The sequence below is a fragment of the Paenibacillus gyeongsangnamensis genome (assembly GCF_027533625.1).
Taxonomy (GTDB): Bacteria; Bacillota; Bacilli; order Paenibacillales; family NBRC-103111; genus Paenibacillus_G; species Paenibacillus_G gyeongsangnamensis.
In genome coordinates, this window is record NZ_JAQAGZ010000027.1 from 23,070 (window position 1) to 42,894 (window position 19,825).

At 54.6% G+C, this 19,825-nt stretch carries 16 protein-coding genes and 1 riboswitch; of the genes, 9 read left to right on the forward strand and 7 right to left on the reverse strand.

What is annotated here, in order from left to right; all coding sequences use genetic code 11:
• On the forward strand, nt 1-264 hold the full coding sequence (locus tag O9H85_RS31445) for a hypothetical protein (protein WP_269885338.1): 264 nt from the start codon (nt 1-3) through the stop codon (nt 262-264).
• Nucleotides 265-554: 290 nt separating this feature from the next.
• Here the strand turns inward: O9H85_RS31445 and O9H85_RS31450 are convergent, their stop codons facing one another.
• Both O9H85_RS31450 and hemQ read right to left on the reverse strand, forming a co-directional pair.
• Nucleotides 555-1,157: a hypothetical protein gene (locus O9H85_RS31450; RefSeq protein ID WP_333474290.1), complete on the reverse strand. Its 603-nt coding sequence runs from the start codon at nt 1,155-1,157 to the stop codon at nt 555-557.
• Between the two features lie 225 nt (nt 1,158-1,382).
• Nucleotides 1,383-2,129: a hydrogen peroxide-dependent heme synthase gene (gene hemQ / locus O9H85_RS31455; RefSeq protein ID WP_269885339.1), complete on the reverse strand. Its 747-nt coding sequence runs from the start codon at nt 2,127-2,129 to the stop codon at nt 1,383-1,385.
• Between the two features lie 216 nt (nt 2,130-2,345).
• On the opposite strand from hemQ, the gene O9H85_RS31460 reads away from it, so the two are divergent.
• The 3 genes from O9H85_RS31460 to zapE all read left to right on the forward strand — a co-directional run bounded on the left by O9H85_RS31460 (nt 2,346) and on the right by zapE (nt 5,292).
• The gene (locus O9H85_RS31460; RefSeq protein ID WP_269885340.1) at nt 2,346-2,630 is read left to right on the forward strand and encodes a YuiB family protein; all 285 of its coding nucleotides are present in this window, start codon (nt 2,346-2,348) and stop codon (nt 2,628-2,630) included.
• 142 nt (nt 2,631-2,772) lie between these two features.
• Entirely contained in the window at nt 2,773-4,290 is a 1,518-nt protein-coding gene (locus tag O9H85_RS31465) for a replication initiation and membrane attachment family protein (RefSeq protein ID WP_269885341.1), read from the forward strand.
• 51 nt (nt 4,291-4,341) lie between these two features.
• A complete protein-coding gene (gene zapE / locus O9H85_RS31470) occupies nt 4,342-5,292 on the forward strand; it encodes an AFG1/ZapE family ATPase (protein ID WP_269885342.1) in 951 nt (316 codons plus the stop codon).
• A 68-nt stretch (nt 5,293-5,360) separates the two neighbouring features.
• On the opposite strand, the gene O9H85_RS31475 is transcribed toward zapE, so the two are convergent.
• The 3 genes from O9H85_RS31475 to O9H85_RS31485 all read right to left on the reverse strand — a co-directional run bounded on the left by O9H85_RS31475 (nt 5,361) and on the right by O9H85_RS31485 (nt 10,591).
• Complete coding sequence (locus tag O9H85_RS31475) at nt 5,361-7,487, reverse strand: multicopper oxidase family protein (protein ID WP_269885343.1); 2,127 nt, start codon at nt 7,485-7,487, stop codon at nt 5,361-5,363.
• A gap of 912 nt (nt 7,488-8,399) precedes the next feature.
• Nucleotides 8,400-9,242: an aldo/keto reductase gene (locus tag O9H85_RS31480; protein ID WP_269885344.1), complete on the reverse strand. Its 843-nt coding sequence runs from the start codon at nt 9,240-9,242 to the stop codon at nt 8,400-8,402.
• A gap of 131 nt (nt 9,243-9,373) precedes the next feature.
• Nucleotides 9,374-10,591, reverse strand: a complete 1,218-nt coding sequence (locus tag O9H85_RS31485; RefSeq protein ID WP_269885345.1) for an MFS transporter — start codon at nt 10,589-10,591, stop codon at nt 9,374-9,376.
• Between the two features lie 133 nt (nt 10,592-10,724).
• On the opposite strand from O9H85_RS31485, the gene O9H85_RS31490 reads away from it, so the two are divergent.
• Entirely contained in the window at nt 10,725-11,096 is a 372-nt protein-coding gene (locus O9H85_RS31490) for a winged helix-turn-helix transcriptional regulator (RefSeq protein WP_253409783.1), read from the forward strand.
• 1,654 nt (nt 11,097-12,750) lie between these two features.
• Here O9H85_RS31490 and O9H85_RS31495 read toward each other — a convergent pair.
• A complete protein-coding gene (locus O9H85_RS31495) occupies nt 12,751-12,897 on the reverse strand; it encodes a YqzM family protein (RefSeq protein WP_269885346.1) in 147 nt (48 codons plus the stop codon).
• Between the two features lie 207 nt (nt 12,898-13,104).
• On the opposite strand from O9H85_RS31495, the gene trxA reads away from it, so the two are divergent.
• Both trxA and uvrC read left to right on the forward strand, forming a co-directional pair.
• Nucleotides 13,105-13,422 carry a thioredoxin gene (gene trxA, locus O9H85_RS31500; protein WP_269885347.1) on the forward strand — a complete coding sequence of 106 codons (318 nt, stop codon included), beginning with the start codon at nt 13,105-13,107 and terminating at the stop codon, nt 13,420-13,422.
• Between the two features lie 111 nt (nt 13,423-13,533).
• Nucleotides 13,534-15,699, forward strand: coding sequence for an excinuclease ABC subunit UvrC (gene uvrC, locus O9H85_RS31505; RefSeq protein ID WP_269885348.1), 2,166 nt, complete (start codon nt 13,534-13,536; stop codon nt 15,697-15,699).
• Here the strand turns inward: uvrC and O9H85_RS31510 are convergent.
• On the reverse strand, nt 15,635-17,290 hold the full coding sequence (locus O9H85_RS31510; protein WP_269885349.1) for a CPBP family intramembrane glutamic endopeptidase: 1,656 nt from the start codon (nt 17,288-17,290) through the stop codon (nt 15,635-15,637). The two genes, uvrC and O9H85_RS31510, sit on opposite strands and share 65 nt — an antisense overlap.
• A gap of 247 nt (nt 17,291-17,537) precedes the next feature.
• A riboswitch (cyclic di-AMP (ydaO/yuaA leader) is annotated at nt 17,538-17,682 on the forward strand.
• Between the two features lie 67 nt (nt 17,683-17,749).
• On the opposite strand from O9H85_RS31510, the gene O9H85_RS31515 reads away from it, so the two are divergent.
• Both O9H85_RS31515 and O9H85_RS31520 read left to right on the forward strand, forming a co-directional pair.
• A complete protein-coding gene (locus tag O9H85_RS31515; protein WP_269885350.1) occupies nt 17,750-19,102 on the forward strand; it encodes a TrkH family potassium uptake protein in 1,353 nt (450 codons plus the stop codon).
• Between the two features lie 37 nt (nt 19,103-19,139).
• On the forward strand, nt 19,140-19,781 hold the full coding sequence (locus O9H85_RS31520; RefSeq protein ID WP_269885351.1) for a potassium channel family protein: 642 nt from the start codon (nt 19,140-19,142) through the stop codon (nt 19,779-19,781).
• Nucleotides 19,782-19,825 lie beyond the last annotated feature (44 nt).

The following is a 19,825-nucleotide window of genomic DNA, read 5'->3' on the forward strand; positions in this document are numbered from 1 at the left end:
ATGCGGCACTGCAGCGTTCAAGTTCGCGGTCTGTTGACGCGGGAGGAGCTGGACCGCTACAATGCGCTGATCGAGGTCGGCCATTACCTGGAAAGCCAGAACCGCTATGATCTGGTCTACCCGGTGCAGAAGGAGATCGACATTCTTATCCTGCCCGCCATCGAGCGGCTGAAGGAGAAGTCGCGGCAGCGCGACCGCGATACGGAAGCGTATCTGCGCAGCAAGGAAGAGCTGCTCGCGGAGCTCGATGACGAAGACGAATAAATGAAAGGCTCTTAGGCTGCCGCTGCGGCCCTAAGAGCCTTTTTTTGCAATAGTCCTGGCGGAACGTCAGTACCTTATTGTTTGTTGTATGCGTCTACTACAAAGAAGAAAGGAACAAGGATTCCTTATATCATTGTTGCGGTCGTTTTTTGGTGCATTTTCCTCGTATAAGGCCCTCTTGTTCCTCTAGTCTATTCATAATGAGCTAAATTCGATAAATAACGTCTCTGTGTTTCTCTAGGAAGCGTAATTTGAGCACCCTGTGCCTCCATTAGGCCATCCATCCAACTTCATTCATTTAACCGGTAAGTCCGAGCCCGCACGCCACCACTGGTTACGAGAATCAGCTTCTTGTCGGTCAGATTGTGCAGAATCGTTCGGGCATATTTGGGACTTACCTTTAAATGAGCCGAAAGCTCCGAAGGAGTAAACGACCGCAGGCAGCGGCGTGCGAATCGCAGCGCCTCGCTTTCCAGCCAGTACAGATCTTCTGGAACGGATAGGGAAATAAACTTTCCAATAAACGAAAGGATCAGCTGCTGGCAAGGTCGGGGAGCTTCTTTAATGGATGGATAGGCAATTGGTAGTACCGCCCAGCCGTCCAAAACGAGATGGCAATGGCGCATGCAAAGGTCTTTGAATCTCCAGAGCTCCAAATCCCGCGCGTGAGAGCCGTAGCCTTGAATCTTGGGTCGCCACTTTGGCGGAGCCGGGGAGGTAAGCAAAATCCAAATAACGATATCCTCCGGAGAAATCGTTAACTTCCCACTCCGGGTACAAGTGGTCAAAGTTACCCGCAGTAGGATACCAGATGGAGCGAAGAAATTCCATCTCAGCGTGTCCGAGTCCCTTCTCCAGCCTTTCTCTCCGTCGTGCATTCCTTTCCATTCCAATCTGTTCCTTCATAAAGCGATCAAAGGCCAGTTCAAATTTCCTATGCAATGTTGCGAACCTCCTGCCTATTCCCAAATAAATAAGCCGCCCCAAAAACCAAAGACCTGAAGTCTTGGTTTTAGGACGGCATGTGTTTCATGACCGTTAACAGGTTGTTTGTAGCCGGGCGATACTTGTGCGGGCGAGCAAACCCGGCCAGCTGTCAATGACCGGCTCAGCGGCTCTTAAGGCTGCAGCATGGCGGCCATCTTGGATTCATCCAGCAGGTTGCCGACGTAGAAGTCGCCGAACTCGCCGAAGCGGGCGCTGCCTTCGTCGAAGCGCATTTCGTGAACGATCTTCTTGAACTGCAGAGCGTCGTCCGCGAACAAGGTGACGCCCCATTCCCAATCGTCGAGGCCGATCGAGCCGGTGATGATCTGCTTGATCTTGCCCGCGTAGCTGCGGCCGATCATGCCGTGGGCGCGCAGGTAGTTGCGGCGCTCTTCCGCCGGCAGGGTGTACCAGTTGTCGCTGCCTTCGCGTTTTTTGTTCATCGGGTAGAAGCAGATGTGCTTCGATTTCGGCAGAGCAGGCTTCAAGCGGGCCAGGATCTCCGGATCCTCCATCGGATCGGTGCCCGGCTTGGCCATGTAGCCCCCGAGCTCGACGACGGACACGAAAGAGTAGGTCGGCACCGTGACGCCGGCAAACATCGTTTTGTTGAACTCGGTCTCGAGCTCGTTCAGCTCGTCGAGCGTTTCGCGCAGGTGCATGAAGACGAAGTCTGCCTTTTGTCCGACGATGCTGAAGAAGGCGGTGCTACCTTGCTTGGCGTTCTCGACATTCTGGTATTTGCGCAGCAGGCCGTACAGCTCGTCCTCGGCGCGGGCCCGTTCTCCGGCGCTCAAGCTCTTCCAGGCGTTCCAGTCGATGGCGCGGAAATCGTGCAGGCAATACCAGCCATCCAGCGTCGCTACAGCTTCACTCATGAATGACACACTCCTTTGTATGTAAGGGGATGAGTCCCCTAGTAATCGCTTGTTTCATTGTAGCGAAATCGGCAGGAAAGGGCAAATGAAGGGCGCCTCTTCCCGCCGAACTTTGTGTGAACTCGTTCAACAACCGTTCACTTTACCGCCCGGCGAAATTTGGTTACAATAGAGGGTGGAAGAAAGGCTTGTTTGAACGTGAAAGGGGCTTGCTTTATGCTTCAGCTGATCATTGCGACCGTGCTGCTGTTCGTGCTGTTTTTCGGGCTCGGTTTTATACTAAACATGCTGATGAAGACGACTTGGTTTCCAATTTACGGATACATCGTCCTGATCATCGGTCTCGTTATTTACTACGGCTGGGGCTCGGATTCGGTCTGGTCGGCCGTTGCGGGGTATTCGCTCGTCGATATGATCGCCGCCATCGGCGGATTGGTCGGAGCGGTGCTGAGCGGCTCGGCGATCAAGATGCTGCGAGACAAGGGCTTCAAGATGTTCTAAACCTCAAATCATCTGCCGGCGGGCGGGTGATTTTTTGTTTAGAATTAGAAGAGGAACCGCCGCTATTTTCATCTATCTCCGGTGTCGATTCCTGTGGTAAAATGGAGAGTAAATCTTGCAAGAACGATTGGGGTTTTGAGCGATGCGAATCACGAATATGCTTCACTTTTCCGAATACCACCGTTTCTATGTCCAGCGGGATTTCGCACTCAGCAGCCTTGATTATAAAATGCTGTCCGCGGTGTACCAGCCGATGGTCGGCGCTTATGCCATCAGTATGTATCAGACGCTGTACCAGCAGCTGCCCGGCGAACGGATCGGCTGCTCGGCGGTAGACCAGCAGCGCAAGCTGTTCCTGTCCCTGGAGCTGGAATCCGGCGAGCGGGGGCGGCAGCTCTTCATCGAGATGACGTCGAGGCTCGAGGCGGTCGGTCTCTTGAAGACCTCGCGCCGGTTCGCGGCGGCTTCCGAGGACTACGTTTACGAATATACGCTGTACGCGCCGCTCAATCCGGCGGAATTTTTCCGGAACCAGCATCTGACGCTACTTCTGCGGGACAAGATCGGCAAGTACGCGGTTCTGGCGCTGCGGGATGAGCTGATTCTCCCGGAGCATGAGGAGCTGAAGGCGGCCAATTCGGAGAATTTGTCGGTGCCGTTCTATGATTTGTTCCAACTTAACACGCAGGTTGTGGACTACGAGCTGGAGCAGGCCTTGTTCGACACGCCAGCGGCCCAGCCTTCCGCATCGAAGGCGGAGGTCATGCCCAAGGGGTTTCAGTACTCGGAAATTATTATGCATTTTCCGCGTTATTCCGAGAACCGAGAATATGTGGAGCGGCTGAAGTATGAGCCGGAGCAAATGGCGACGATTAATTTTGTAGCCAAAAAATACAGCCTGTACCTGACGGACGTCTGCAAGCTGCTTGATGAAGAGGGCGTCTTCGACGAGGAAGGCCGGATCGTGCTGGAGCTGCTGCAGCACAAAGCAAATCAAGTGTTCCGCTCCGACAAGAAGCGGACGGACGACCGCAACCGGACGATGGCGAAGATCGCCGCGGCCAAGGGAGAACCGGCTTCCAGAGCGGATGGAAACGCCGCGAAGGAGGACATGCCCGAACGGACCGTCGAGATGGAATATTACCTCGAGGTGCCGGACTTGTTCCAAGGCGAGTGCAACCAGCACCAGTATAACTTCATTTTGCGCAATGAGCCTTATACGTACCTCCTGGAGAAAATTTTCTCCAAGGGCTCGGTGCCGGACGGGCTGCTCGATACGCTGTCGAAGGTCGATTTGACCTACGGGTTGCGCGAGGAAGTCATTAATGTCCTGATTCATTACATTTATGTCAACAAGCGCTCCTGGTCCAGGACGTCGATCGAATTCAGCGTGACGGACATGCTGGGTAAGCAGGTATCCACATTCGAGCAGGCGGTTCAGTACATCCGGGAGCAGGCGAAATATATGGAACGCAAAACGTCCGGGAGCCGCGGATCAAGCGGCGGAACGGGGGCGGCGGGAAGCCGCTCGGGCCGGGCTCCGCGTCAGAAGCCGGCGATCCCGATCGTGCAGAGCACGGCAGGGCCGGCTAAGCAGCTCAGTCAAGCGGAGCGCGAGGCACTACGGCGGAAGGCGCAGCAGCTGGATGGGAAGCTGTAGATTTGAAGACGTTGCGCAGTTTGTGCGGATCGAAAGGAGGGGGAATCGCGGATGGAATCTTTAGGAGAGCTGCTGAAGCGAGGACAAGGCAGGCAGCTGCTGAAACAGGCGGATGAGAAGCTGCGCGAGGTGGCCGCGAATCCGTTGATCGTGAAGCTGCGGGCGAAGTATCCGGAGCTCGACGAGCGGACGATGAAGCTGAATTTGAACCGGCTGCATCAATATGCGACGGAGCACCACAATTGCACGCATTGTCCGGGGCTGGACCGGTGTCCGAACGATTTTGAAGGACATTATTCGATCCTCTCCGTGGAGTCCGACGGGGACGAGACGCGCGTGTACGACCAGAAGGTCGCGTGCAAGAAGTTTATCGCCCGGGAAGCGCAGGACGCCGTACGCAGCCGGATTCGGAGCTTTTATGTGGATGAGCGGGCATTGTCCCAGGGCTATTCCTCCATTGATATCCTGGACAAGGACCCGAAGCGCGAGGTAGCGGTGAACCAAATTATCGATTACGTGCTTCGGACGAAGCAGGACGGCTTGCAGAAGAACGGCCTGTACTTGGCCGGAAGCTTCGGGACGGGGAAGACGTTCCTTATGTGCTACCTCCTCTATGAGCTGGCCAAGGACGGCTTTACCGGCGCGATTGTGTATATGCCTGATTTTGCCGAAGATTTGAAGTCGATGTTCCACGATCCGCTGAAGCTGAAGGAAACGATCGACGTGCTGAAGGAAACGGATCTGCTCGTCTTCGACGACATCGGGGCGGAGAATCTGAATCCTTGGCTGCGCGATCACGTGATGGGAGCGATCCTGAACTACCGGATGAACCGGAAGCCGACGTTCTTCACGTCGAATCACGATCTGGATGCACTGGAGAAGCATTTCGGCTTTACCAGCAAGGACGGGGACGAGGAGTACAAGGGCCGGCGCATCATGGACCGCATCCGGCCGTTCGTCGAGGTGGTCATGGTGGAGGGTTACAACAAGCGGGGCACTTAGATCGGACTTATTATTTTATAGATCATTGGAAAAAACCGTCAAGCCGTGAGGCCGACGGTTTTTCGTTTTTATTCGGGACGGTTCACTGTCTGGCTTCCGATGCTGTAGGGGGAGGTGACGCCTTCGTACATCAGATGCATGGTCATTCCGCCTGAGGCATGGGAGAGATTATGGCAGTGATCCATCCACAAGCCGGGATTGTCGGCGCGGAAGGCCACTTCATAGACTTCGCCGGGTCTGACATCGAGCGTATCCGACCACCAGGTGCCGGTGACCGGCTTGCCGTTCCGGGAAAGCACAAGCATACGGTGGCCGTGAAGGTGCATCGGATGATCGACGACGCTTCGGTTGATCATGGTGATTTTGACCAGATCGCCCTCTCGGACCATGTACATCGGCGTGTTCGGGAATACCTTGCCGTTGATCGTGAACAGACCGCCGAAGCGTCCGTTATAGAAGCCGAGCTTATTATCCAGAATCATCGTAAACTGCTTGTCGAACCGGCTGCTTGCATCGAATGGGGTTGGAGCGGTTCCGCCGTACTGCGAAGGCTCGAAGACTGCGGTCTTGGACAGATCGAAGGACGGCAGGTTGCCTTTCCCGTCGGGACTCATGAGAAGGCCGAGGGACGATTTCCCCGCGATGCTTAAGAACACGGGCTGATCCGGCATGACGAAGGTGACGTCGTACCGTCCGCCGGTAGTGAGCTCCAGCCGAGTGTTGTCTAACGTCTCCGGCTGATGAAGCTCGGTTCCGTCGATCGCGGCTACCTGGAAGGGAGCTCCGGTGAGCAGAAACTGCTGGCGCACCCAGTCATCCGTATTGAGCAGCCGCATACGAACCGGCGTGCCGGGCGCAATGAGCTTGTTCTCGACGGTGTCGGATGCCCCGGAGGCCAGCGTCCCGTTCCAGTTGTGGCTCATGACCGTAAATTCCTGCTGCTGCGGATTCACGCCTGCGGCGGGCTCTACGATCAGTGGGCCGAACAAGCCCATTGTGACCGATTCCTTGGAGTCCTGATGCGAATGATACCAGAAGGTGCCCGCCTGCTTGGCAATGAACCGGTATGTGTACGATTCTCCGGGCAGGACGGCATTCTGGGTTGCGCCCGCAACACCGTCTTCGGCATTGGGCACGTCGAGGCCGTGCCAATGAAGGGTGACGCCGCCGTCGATATTTTTGTTGATGAGGGTCACCTGAACGAGCTCCCCTTCTTTCATTCTCAGCTCGGGTCCGGGGGATTGCCCGTTATAGGTCCAAGCTTCGACCATTTTGCCGGAGCTTAGGCGAATGGTTTTCTTCTCCGCCGTCAGCGTGAAGGTGCGGTCCGGCATTCCCGTAAGCGGCCCCGTCAGCTTCGTAACGGAAACGGATTCTGCCGGCGCTGCGGCTGCGGTTGCAGTTGAGGCTATACTGCCGCCATGCTCGGCGTGGCCAAGCGGAAGCGGAAGCGTCGTTCCCGTACCGTAATCCATGGAACCGGCCATCATGCTCATGCGGGAAGGCAGGATGCTGGCCTGCATCGCAAACAGTACGGGCACGGCGGCGGCCAGCAGCGCGGCGGCAAGCACCATGCCTTGCGTCAGCCAGGACTTCCACCGGCGGTACTTTACCGTTGCCGCAGGATGGCTCATGATTTGCATCCGGTGGCTGTGACGGATCCATAGACCGGTGACGGCCAGAAGGTACAGGAGAAGCGGGATCGTATCCTGTGCGTGAAATGGAACCGGTGCCGTAAGCGCATAGTACAGCGCGGTGAGAGCGCCCGGAGGCACGGCTTGGAACGGCACGACCAGGGCCGGAGAAGAAGCCATGCCGCGAGCTTGGGGCTCCGGCGGGCCGTCCGTCTCGATGCCGGACGCAGGAACAGCTGCGGTCCGAAGCTTCAGCAGCGCCGGCACGGCGGATACGAGTACCGCAAAGGCGGGAACCGCAACCAGCGGGGCGTGCAGCAGCGTACGGTCCAGCCACAGCTGCAGGGGCAGGTTGATGGCCATATACGTCAGGTCCGTCAGCAGGATGGCGGCGAAGAGTAGAATGATGCCCGACCGAAATAACTGCTTGCCGGCTTGACGCCGCAGCGCCTCGACCGAGGATGCGTATACCAGCTTGGAAGCCTTGCCCGCGGCGTTCCAAGAATAAAGGAGCAGCAGCAATAAGGCGGCCAACTCGATTAAAAGCTCGTATCGGTACAAAAAAATCCCCCTCATTTCATGTCTTTATGAAATCATTGTAGCTTGGCGAGGGCAGCGTCAAAACCGACCTGGGGTGTGAATGAAACTGGACCTTAGACGGGTTAAAGCTAGTACTTGGTCCTAGGGAATTGTTATAGGTTCAAGATACAAGAAGATTTTAGAGGAGGGCAGAAGAAATTGTAGAGCAGAAGGCTGTCGGGAGGAAGATGGCAACTGGGAGGGAAGAGTAGCGAGGAGGAAGAAGGATGCGGGAGGTCAAAAGCAAATCAGAAGGCAAATCAGGAGTAATTAAGTGACCCATTACAGTATCTACAATATCAAAATACGTACGTATAGTTAAATCCTTGTATTCGTTTATAATAGCTCTCCATTTTGGGGGATCAAACATCCATCTTCGTCCGACAACCAGATATCTTTTCGGATAATAAGCTTCTAACCCATAGTGACTTTTGACAAAATCTCGATTGCGTGGATCTTCAAAGTATTCACGGTAAACTCTTGTCTGAGCTATGTGGGAATGAATTTCCGACGAGAATGTCTAACGATTTATTTTCCCTATAACCACTGTATCAGTTTTTATGTTCGGGAGTTTAAATTCAAGAATATCAGCCATACCATCGCTTCCCACAACAAAGAAATCTGGGCGGATTGAAGGTCTATCCTCATTGTCCATCCATTTGCATTCTTTTTCGGCATGAAGAGAACTTCCGAAAAAATCCATGTTTAGAATAAACTGATTTTCAGGCTCAGATTGGAGCGAAGCATGCAACCACCGCCTTGTTTAAGACTACTATATTAACGCGGTGAATGGATAAATAATGAAAATAAGAAATAGCCTGTTGAGGGTTTCTCAACAGGCTGACCAGCCCCCTGCTAGGGGAACTGGCGTTCTTCATTATGGCTGGGCCAGGCTTAGAAGTCAAAATTGTCAGGGTCCGGTCCAACCCGCAGGTTCTGGTTCAGCGCATCGATGCGGGTCATCTCTTCACTCGTCAGCTCGAAGTCGAACACTGAGGCGTTCTCGATAATCCGGGGAGCCTTCGTCGACTTGGGAATCGTTACGATGCCGTGCTGCAGATCCCAGCGCAAAATGACTTGGGCGACCGACTTGCCGTGACGGGCGCCGATTTCCTGCAGCACCGGGTTGTCCAGCAGCTGGCCCTGCATCAGAGGCGACCATGCCTCGATCTGAATGTCATGCCGGGCGCAGAAGTCGCGCAGCACTTGCTGGCTGAGCCGCGGATGGAGCTCGACCTGGTTCACCATCGGCTTGATCTCGGCATCTTTCATCAGGTCCTCCAGGTGATGAATCTGGAAGTTGCTGACGCCGATCGCTTTGACGCGTCCGGCCTTGTACAGCGCTTCGAGCGCACGCCAAGCGTCCTTGTACTTGCCGGCCACCGGCCAGTGAATCAGGTACAGATCGAGATAATCCAGCCCCAGCTTCTCCAAGCTGGTCTCATAGGCGGCGAGCGTCGCTTCATAGCCGAGATCGGCGTTCCATACCTTGGAAGTGACGAACAAGTCTTCGCGGGAGAGTCCCGTTTCTTGGAGGGCTTCGCGGATAGACTGGCCTACGCTGCGCTCGTTGTCATAGATGGCCGCCGTGTCGATGCTGCGGTAGCCATGGGCGACAGCCGCTTTGACCGCGTCCACGAGCTCGGGACCGTCCGTGACTTTGAATACGCCGATGCCGAACCAAGGCATAGCCTTTCCGTTATTTAGAGTCGTAGTTGCTTGCAGATGCGTTGTCATAGATAAAACCTCCAGTAGGGGAAATGGTAGATTTGAATACATGATGTCTTGTTGGAGCTGGTAGCGGCCCTAGCCATTTTGCACGTGGCTGCTTGGATGATGCCAAGATAGCGGAGACAAGAGCTCGACAGTCAAGACCGGGCCGGCTTCGCCTGCACGGCGCGAACCGGCCCGGTCTTGCGTTCTAGTGCCATGCTCCAGCCAGTCAGCAAAACCGCGGCCAAGACCATGCCAGCGCCGATCCAGGTGGTATGAATCAATCCCATCGAATCGGTGACCACACCACCCAGATAGGCCCCAATGGCGATGCCCGCATTGAACGCGGCGATGTTAACGGCGGAAGCGACATCCTTAGCTCCCGGCGCGAAGCGCTCGGCCAGCATGACGACATAAATCTGCAGCCCGGGAACGTTCATGAAGGCCAGCAGGCCCATGAAGAAGATCGTGATTAACCCGGCTACCTTGAATGGCGCGGTCACCATCAACACCAGCAGCACGATCGCCTGCAGGATGAACATAAGGAACAGAGCCTTGAGCGGCCGGCGGTTGGCCACCTTTCCCCCGATGACATTGCCGATCGCAATCGCAATGCCGTAAATCAGCAGGATGACCGCTACCGTGCTTTCGGCAAATCCGGTTATCTCATGCAGCAATGGGGATAAATAAGTAAATACGACAAAAGTGCCTCCATATCCGAGAGCCGTGATGGCGAACGCAAGCAGCAGCCTGCCATTCGTCACCAGCTTTACCTGCTCACGCACCGGGGTCGGAACGCCCTTACGTAGCGAGGCGGGGATCAAGATCAGGTTGGCGATCAGCGCGACCAGGCCGATGACGGCGATGGTGACGAAGGCCGCCCGCCAGCCCATCTGCTGGCCGATCCAGGTACCGAGCGGCACGCCGGTCACGATGGCGACCGTCAGGCCTGAGAACATCATGGAGATCGCACTCGCCCGTTTGTTCTCCGGCACGAGGTCGGCGGCGATGGTCGATGCGATCGACATAAATACGCCGTGCGACAAAGCGGATAGCACGCGGGCCGTCAACAGGACGCCAATGCTTCCGGAAGCCGCCGCCAGACTGTTGCCTGCGATAAAAACGACCATGATGGCGATCAGCAGCGACTTGCGGGACATTCCCGTGGTGAGTGAGGTCAGCACGGGAGCCCCGAAGGTGACACCGAGCGCATACAGCGTCACGGTCAGTCCTGCCGTTGTGACCGATATATGAAGGTTTTCGGCGATCAGGGGCAGCAGCCCCACGCTGATAAACTCGGTAGTTCCGATCGCATAGGCGCTGATGGCCAGAGCCAGAAGCGCGAGCATACTCCGTTTTTGATCCAATTGCATGTTTTCTCACCTCTAATCGTGGTAATCATCGGCCGATACATGCTATTATGAGAGGAGCAAGCATTTTTGGCTAGTACGTACTTTAAAGTACGATAGGTACTAATAAGTGCCTATAGCAATTGGAGGGCTTCGCATGAGCACAGGAACCAATAAGAAGTATAATATTTCGGTGGAAGCGACCTTGGAAGTCATCGGAGGAAAATGGAAGTGCGTGATTCTCTGTCACTTGACGCGTGGAAAGAAGCGGACAAGTGATCTCAAGCGAATCATGCCCAGCATTACGCAAAAGATGCTAACCCAGCAACTGCGGGAACTGGAGGCGGACGGGATCGTCAACCGGATTACGTATCATCAAGTGCCGCCCAAGGTCGAATACGAGCTGAGCGAATACGGGTGGAGCCTCAAGCCGATTCTGGATGCGCTTTGCTCCTGGGGAGAGGGCCATATTATTAAAGAATACGGCGATAAATTCACCGTATTGGAGGACAATATTTTAAATCATTGAGACGTGAACATGGATCTTTCCACGATTCCTTTGGACGATAAAAAAGGAATACTTGAGCTAAGGCTTCAAGTATTCCCGAGAGAGTACCGCGTTGAGGTACTCTCTTTCTTTTTCTCTTGACTTAACTTTTCTCCTCACGATTAACATCGTGGCTCTATTTCAGTAACAAGGTGGTTCTCACTCGTTAACTCAATGGCTCTATGGCACCGAAATATTCAATCTTGTGGGTATTGAGATATAACCCCTAAATTTCAATAAAGTAAATTGCTAGTCTAAGTCCTATCATTGTTTGTCGGGACTTAGGCTTGTTTCCGTAATTAAGTACTTTGTACACAGTAAATCCCACGGCACAAAATGCAAGGAAGATAAGTAAAAACACCAATAATAACGAAGGCAAGGAAATGCCTGATTATTATGTTCGCGGCGAAGAACTCAGAAAGTAGGGCGGTCAGAAGGCAAATCGAAAGTAACTTAGAAGTAAATTAGATGTAAACCAGAAGCAACTCAGAAGTAATAGCAAAGAAGGAAGATCGGACGTAGATTAAGACGTAGATTAAGAAGTAGTTGGGCCAACTTATCTCTTTAAGTATATAATTGGGAACATTAAAGAAGAAAGATGAGGGGGATTGTAACCCTCACCTCACTTAGTAAACCCAGGTTCGATAGTAACGACCCCAGTTCACCAAAACGCGGACGTTCCCTCGGCCAAAGGCGGTAGTTAACCACAGGGTACAACTAATGAACCTGGGGTCGCTAGTAGCGGCGTCTGGTTCAGTAACGCCCCGAAATCCGCGTTAGCCCGGCTTGTAATGAACCCAGGTTCGATAGTAACGACCCCAGGTTCACCAAAACGCGGACGTTCCCTCGGCCAAAGGCGGTAGTGAACCACAGGGTACAACTAATGAACCTGGGGTCGCTAGTAGCGGCGTCTGGTTCAGTAACGCCCCGAAATCCGCGATAGCCCGGCTTGTAATGAACCCAGGTTCGATAGTAACGACCCCAGGTTCACCAAAACGCGGACGTTCCCTCGGCCAAAGGCGGTAATGAACCTCCGGGTACATTTACTAGCGAACCTGGGTTCACTAATAGCGGCGTCTGGTTCAGTAACGCTCCGAAATCCGCGTTAGCCCGAATTATAGTGAACCCAGGTTCGTTAGTATCGAACCCAAGTTCACCAAAACGCGGACTTTCCCTCGGCCAACGGGCGATAGTGAACCACAGGGTACAACTAACGAACCTGGGTTCACTAGTAGCGGCGTCTGGTTCAGTAACGCTCCGAAATCCGCGTTAGCCCGGATTATAGTGAACCCAGGTTCGTTAGTATCGAACCCAAGTTCACCAAAACGCGGACGTTCCCTCGGCCAACGGGCGATAGTGAACCACAGGGTACAACTAACGAATCCAGGTTCACCAAAACGCGGACGTTCCCTCGGCCACCACCACCCACCAACATGCAGTGGTAAACCACAGGGTACAACTAGTGAACCCTTGTTCTCAACTATAGTCTCGCTGGCCTCGCTAGTAGCGGCGTTCATGAACTTCCCCTAACAGCGCTGCCTGACCCGGCCAGCTTACCTCCCAACCGCCCACACACAAAAGCACAACAAAAAAGCCTCCTCCGTAATGTGGAAGAGGCTTTGTGTCCGTAAGCGTATTATTTTACCGCGATGGAAGCTACCGTCGCCACGATGGCGATGACAAGCAAGATAGCGAAAAATACACCAAAGCCCATGGAAACGTCATGTAAATCGTCACGCTGCTCTTCGTATACGTGCAGTTCCGGGTGCTTATGCTCGCTCATGAAAAAGTTCCTCCTTCAAGCTGCTGTCTGGAGACGGCAACAGGTTATCCATCTTCGTAGTTATGCTTAGTATACCCAACTCTTCGGATAATTGTAAAGGATGTTAAAAGTGACAATTGTGCAAACTTTGGCTCGGTTGAAAAAGACGCTTAGTGTGGTATACTTTACATGTTGACATTATTACTCGGCGAAGGGAGACCTTTTCTTATGGCAATTGTAAATGTATCTGACCAATCCTTTTCCAACGAAGTAGAAGGATCCGGTACGGTTCTTGTGGATTTCTGGGCGCCTTGGTGCGGACCTTGCAAAATGATCGCTCCGGTTCTCGAAGAGCTGGATAAAGAGCTCGCAGACAGCGTAAAGATCGCGAAAGTGAACGTGGATGACAACCCGGAATCCGCTTCCCGTTTCGGCGTGATGAGCATCCCGACCTTGATCGTGTTCAAGGACGGACAGCCTGTCGATAAAGTCGTCGGCTTCCAATCCAAGGACGCGCTGAAAAACGTGCTGAGCCGCCATCAATAATTTGGCAGGCCTCAGGCCGCGTGAGAAAAAGCTCTTTTTCTGCTATTCTGGAAAAAGAGCTTTTTTGTTGCCCCAAGGGGAACAGGGGTTTGGGAAGAGGGGAGAAGAGGCATGACCAACGTAACGGGGGAACCGGATCGCCGCAAGATTATGGAAGCCATCAAGACGAAGCTGTCGCTCGTACCGGAGCAGCCTGGCTGCTACCTGATGAAGAACCGGGACGGCACGATCATTTATGTCGGCAAGGCGAAGGTGCTTCGCAATCGGCTGCGCTCTTATTTTACGGGGAGCCATACGGCGAAGACGCAGGTCCTGGTCGGGGAAATCGTCGATTTCGAGTACATCGTGACCGGCAGCAATATAGAAGCGCTCATTCTCGAGTGCAACCTGATCAAAAAGTATCATCCGCGCTATAACGTTCTGCTGAAGGACGACAAGTCGTTTCCATACATTAAAATTACGAATGAAGCCCATCCGCGGCTGGAGGTCACCCGGCGGGTGGTGAAGGATAGAGGCAAGTACTTCGGTCCGTATCCGAACGCCTACGCGGCCCAGGAAACGAAGAAGCTGCTCGACCGCCTGTACCCGCTGCGCAAATGCAAGACGCTGCCCGACAAGGTGTGTTTGTACTACCATCTCGGTCAATGCGTGGCGCCGTGCGAATATACGGTGGAGCAGGAGACCTACGATAAGATGGTTGGCGAGATCGCCCGTTTCCTGAACGGGGGCCATGACGAGATCAAGAACGACTTGACGCGCAAAATGCACGAAGCCGCGGAGGAGCTCAACTTCGAGCGGGCCAAAGAGCTGCGCGACCAGATCGTGCACATCGATGCCGTCATGGAAAAGCAAAAGATTACGACGATGGACGCCGTCGATCGGGACGTGTTCGGCTTCGCCGTAGACAAAGGCTGGATGTGCGTGCAGATTCTCTACATGCGCCAGGGCAAACTGATCGAGCGGCACGCGTCGATGTTCCCCTATTACGGGGAAGCGTACGACGATTTCCTGACGTTCGTGACGCAGTACTATAGCGATAACCCGGCGCTGCCGAAGGAAGTATTCCTGCCTTCTGCGGAGCAGGCTACGGGAGAAGCGTTACCCGGCACCCGCAAGACGGAAGCTTCCGGCGCTCTTCCCATAACCGGCGTGTCCAGGGAGGCGGCAGCCTATCTGGAGCGGGTCTCGGCGGAGGATGCGCTGCACGAGACGGTGCACGAACACGAACACGAGCAGTCCGAGCATAAGTCCGAGTCCGAGCTCGAGTCCGAACACAGGTCCGAGTCCCAGCACAAGCTCGAGTCCGAGTCCGAACTCAAGTCCGAGCACGAATCCGAACATGAGCTCGAGCTCGAGCCGGCAGCGGCTGCCGAAGCCAAATCCGACGTGAAGGAAGCGCTGGAAAGCTGGCTGAAGGTGAAGGTGCATTTGCCCCGCCGCGGGCTGAAGAAGAATATGGTCGATATGGCCTGCGACAACTCCAGGGTGGCGCTGGATGAGAAATTCCGGCTCATCGCGCGGGACGAGGAGCGAACGGTCAAGGCCGTCGAGAATCTCGGCGAGTGGCTCGGTACGGGCACGGTCCGACGCATCGAGGCATTCGACAACTCGAACATTCAAGGCGCGAGCCCGGTATCCGCGATGGTCGTCTTCACGGACGGCAAGCCGGACCGGAAGGAATACCGCAAGTACAAGGTCAAGACGGTGCAAGGGCCGGATGATTACGAGACGATGCGGGAAGTGGTGCGGAGGCGCTACGAGCGCGTGCTGAAGGAAGGGCTGCCGCTGCCCGATCTCGTCGTCATTGACGGCGGGCGGGGACATATTGCCGCGGCGGTCGACGTGCTGGAGAACGAGCTCGGGCTGTTCATCCCGGTCTGCGGACTGGCGAAGGACAATAAGCACAAGACGGCGCAGCTGCTGTTGGGAGACCCGGCGGAGGTCGTGCCGATTCCGCGCGACAGCCAGGAATTTTACCTGCTGCAGCGCATTCAGGAAGAAGTTCACCGCTTCGCGATCACGTTCCACCGCGAGACGCGGGCCAAGTCGATGATCGCTTCGCAGCTTGACGCGATCCCGGGCATCGGGGAGAAGCGGCGGAAGGCGATGCTGAAGCATTTCGGCTCGCTGAAGAAAATCAAAGAGGCCGAAGTCGCCGACTTCAAGCCTCTCGGTATCGGGGAAAAGCTCGCTTCGCAAATTCTTGCCGCGCTCAATGGTCCGGACGAGGAAACAGCGGACGGGCCGGAGCCGGAGGCGACGGAGGCCGACGTTTGAGCTTGCCGTGAATCCAATAGATCAGCCAGCCGATCAGTGCCGGCAGCAGGAGATAAGCTCCGCCGGTTATAACCTGCATCGGCCCGCCCATGTACATGAGCGATAGCCCCATCAGGATGCTGTCCATGGCGGCATGGGCGAACAGCGCCGTCAGGAAGCCGTACCGAAGGAACGCATAACCGAAGATTAATCCGAGCACCGTTACTTCGATCAGCCGGGTATACACCGGGTAAATCGGGTACTGCGTGTGGCTCATGGCCCAGATGATACTGGGAAGAAGAACCGCGAGGAAGCGGTTCTTCGTTATTTTCAGGAAGAAGGCGATGCCGAACAACCGGTAAACCGCTTCCTCCGAAATCGCGGCCGCCCACGCCATCAGCGGGAAAGCGGCGGGGTACAGCATATTGAACACAGAGTCGGACGGATCGCTGACGGCCCACACATCGAACGCTTCGCCGGCAATAAAGAAGAGCAGCTGCTGCACGCCGAGCACGAACAGGCAGATGAGATAGCCGCGAACCATCGCGGATTTTACAGAGGCTCCGAAGCCGGCTTGTCGCCAGGAGGGCCAAGCCGTTACGCCGCGGTTCTGCCACAGTCGCCTGCCGGCGGATAAGGCGAAATAGGTGGACAGGGCGAGCAAGCCGACGAAAATATTCATGAACCAAAGATAAAATAAGGTCTCCGGCCCGCTCGGGCCTTCCCCGTGCGACGTTCGGAAAGCGGGCAGCATATTGAAATTATTCATGACATAGACCGCCAGGAACAGCAGGCTGAGCACGGTTCCTTTGACAAACGTAATCTCCCGCCTGTAACGTACCATGACATAAACGGCGGACAGCGACATAAGAAGCGAGATGCCCATGCTGACTCGCGTCATCAGGGCAGCCCGGTCGTTCTGAGCCTGCTGCCAGGTCAGGAACGAGTCCGGTACGGAGAAGCGGGGATGGAATGAGGTGACCTTCCCTTTGGTGACGGAGACAAGAACCTGCAGATGGGCTTCGCCTATAGCTTCCGTCTTGCTCTCGAAGAGATACCGGCCGCTCTTTGGCTCCGAGGAATCCTTCAGCACGAATTCCTCGGGCAAATAGCCCATATCCTTGAGCGTCTTCCGGGCCAGGCTCTCGCTGCCGCCCTCACCGGAGCTTGCCGGCGCGGTCCCTGTGCGGCCTGCGCTTCCCAGCTCCCAGCCCATAATTTCTTTGGTCGTAAAATTGACATCGATGTAATAGGTCGCCTTCGAATTCAGATCGTTGATTTCCACCTGATAATAATCGAGCGGGAACCGGTCGCCGTACCGCTTCAAATAATCGTCGTACAGCTTGATCTTCTGCACATAGCCGCTTCTTGCGGAGTAGGACTGGAAGATCACGTTCGTTTGGCGGTTCGCGGTTAAGGACAGCTGCTTCAGGGCGAACTGCTCTGCAGCCTGCGACGCTTGCGCCTTGGAAATTGCGGGAGTGCCCGACTTGTCTTCCTCAAGACTTGCTGACTTTGTAAGAAAGGGAGACAAGAAGGTAACACCCAAGTAGAGCGTCAGCCCGATAACGGCTAACAAAAGAAGGGACGGTTCGCTTCGGCGTGTTGGCATGGAAGGAAGCTCCTTTAACGGCAAATGAGATCACGGAAGGCATGTTTCAATCTATTCTTTAAAATTAGCATACATGCATATTCAAAATCCAATGAAAACGGAAGCATGCGCAGGATAATGGAAGAAAAGCAAAGCGAAATGGTAATGTAAGTGTTATCAAAACGGGTAGCATTCCCGTTTTCACTGCTTTTTCACTCCATAACGACTTTGTACTTCTGAAGAAAGAACATTATAATTCATATCAATTGAATCGAAACAGCCGAATTTCTTTTAAGAAAACGGGGGAACCATGAGTTTAGGGGTGAATTCAGCCGGTCCGGCCGGTCCGCTGATAGGGTGCCTATATACCCGAATCCGACAGCTAACCTCGTAGGCTAATTTACAGGGACCAATACAACTCGAGGCATTGGGATCCCAGTGTCTTTTTTGTTTGTCCGAAAAACGGAATTGAGGTGTACGATGAAGCATTCGCCTAAGAAAATCGAGCTGACGCCCCCGCAAATTTTGGTCATCGGCTTCGCTTTAATCATTCTGACCGGCGCTACGCTGCTGACGCTGCCGATCGCGTCGGCCAAGGGGGCGTTGCTGCCTTTTCTGGATGCGCTCTTTACGGCGACCTCCGCCACTTGCGTAACGGGGCTAGTGGTCGTAGATACGGGAACGACGTTCTCGCTTTTCGGGCAAATCGTGATCGTGCTGCTGATTCAGATCGGGGGCCTCGGATTCATGACGATGGCGACGCTTGTAGCGTTCGCGCTGAAGAAACGCATTTCTTTGAAAGAGCGGCTCATTCTTCAAGAAGCGATGAACCAAGGCAGCATGGAAGGCATCGTCCGGCTCATCCGCAAGGTAATTCTGTACTCCTTGACGATCGAATTCGTGGCGGCCGTGCTTTTCGCCACCCGCTGGTCCTTCGATCTGGGGCCGGGCCGGGCGATGTATTACGGAATATGGCATGCCATCTCGTTCTTCAATAATGCCGGCTTCGATCTGTTCGGTTCGGTTACCGGTCCGTTCAGCAGCTTAACGGCCTATGCCGACGATATACTGGTGAATGTCGTGGCTATAGGGCTAATCATCCTCGGCGGGATCGGCTTCCTCGTCATGTCGGACGTGATCGAGTATAAGAAGAATAAGCGCCTCTCCCTTCATTCCAAAGTCGTCCTCACGGCGACCGCCGCTTTGATCGTTATAGGTGCGGCGGTTATGTACATATTCGAGTATACGAACCCCAAGACGCTGGGCTCCCTGAACGAATTGGGCAAAGTGCTGGCCGCGTTCTTCCAATCGGTAACGACAAGGACGGCCGGGGCGAATACCATCGATCTCGGAAGCATGAGACAGGCGTCGCAGTTTTTTATGATCATCCTGATGTTTATCGGGGCTTCGCCGGGTTCGACCGGCGGCGGTGTAAAGACGACGACCTTCACGGTGCTTATGGGCGCGGTCATCGCCATGATCCGCGGTAAGGAGGATATCGTGCTCTTCCATTACCGGCTCGGCAAGGACCGTATTCTTAAGGCGACGACCATGGTCATTCTTGCGTTAATGCTGGTAGTGTTCGTGTCCATGGTGCTGTCGACGACGGAAGCGCATTCCTTTCTCATGATTTTGTTCGAGGTCACCTCGGCCTTCGGCACCGTAGGTCTCACCATGGGATTGACCCAGGATTTGACCGGATTCGGCAAGATCATGATCGCATTAATGATGTTCGCAGGCAGGCTTGGACCGCTGACGCTGGCTTATGCCTTGGGGCCGAAAGCGGAGAAGGAATTGTATCGATACCCGGAAGGGAAAATTACAATCGGATAGGGGAAACGAGAGCAAACATGAAACGAATCAATATGCAGTGATCGGCCTGGGCCGGTTCGGCGCCAGTCTGGCAAAGGAGCTCATTCAGCTGGGCTATGAGGTATTAGGGATTGATAAGGACGAAGAAGCGGTGGATGAGCTTAGCGATAAGCTGACGCATGTCGTTGTTGCCGACTCAACCGATGAAGAAGTGCTGCGCTCCCTTGGGATCCGCAATTTCGATTGCGTCGTCGTAGCCATCGGCGACGATATTCAGGCGAGCATCCTGACGACGATTCTGCTGAAGGACATCGGCGTGAACAACGTCGTTACGAAAGCATTGTCCGAGCTCCACGGGAAGGTGCTGGAGAAAATCGGCGTAGACCGGGTGATATTCCCCGAACGGGATATGGGCATCCGGGTGGCCCACCAGCTTGTATCGCCTAATCTGCTCGATTATATCGAGCTGTCGAAAGAATATACGATCGCAGAGCTGTCTGTCCCCCGCTGCCTTGCCGGGAAAACGCTTAGGGAGCTGGATCCGAGGCACCGTTTCGGCTGCAGCGTCGTCGCCATCAACAAGAAGAATAACGTCGTCATCGCGCCGACGGCGGAAGATACCGTGGAAGAGCGGGATGTCATGGTGCTGATCGGGACGAAGCAGCAGATTGATCATTTCGAGCACGCTCTTATTCGTTAAACCGACGAAGGGATAAAATACAGATAGCCCTGAGCGGGAGGCTG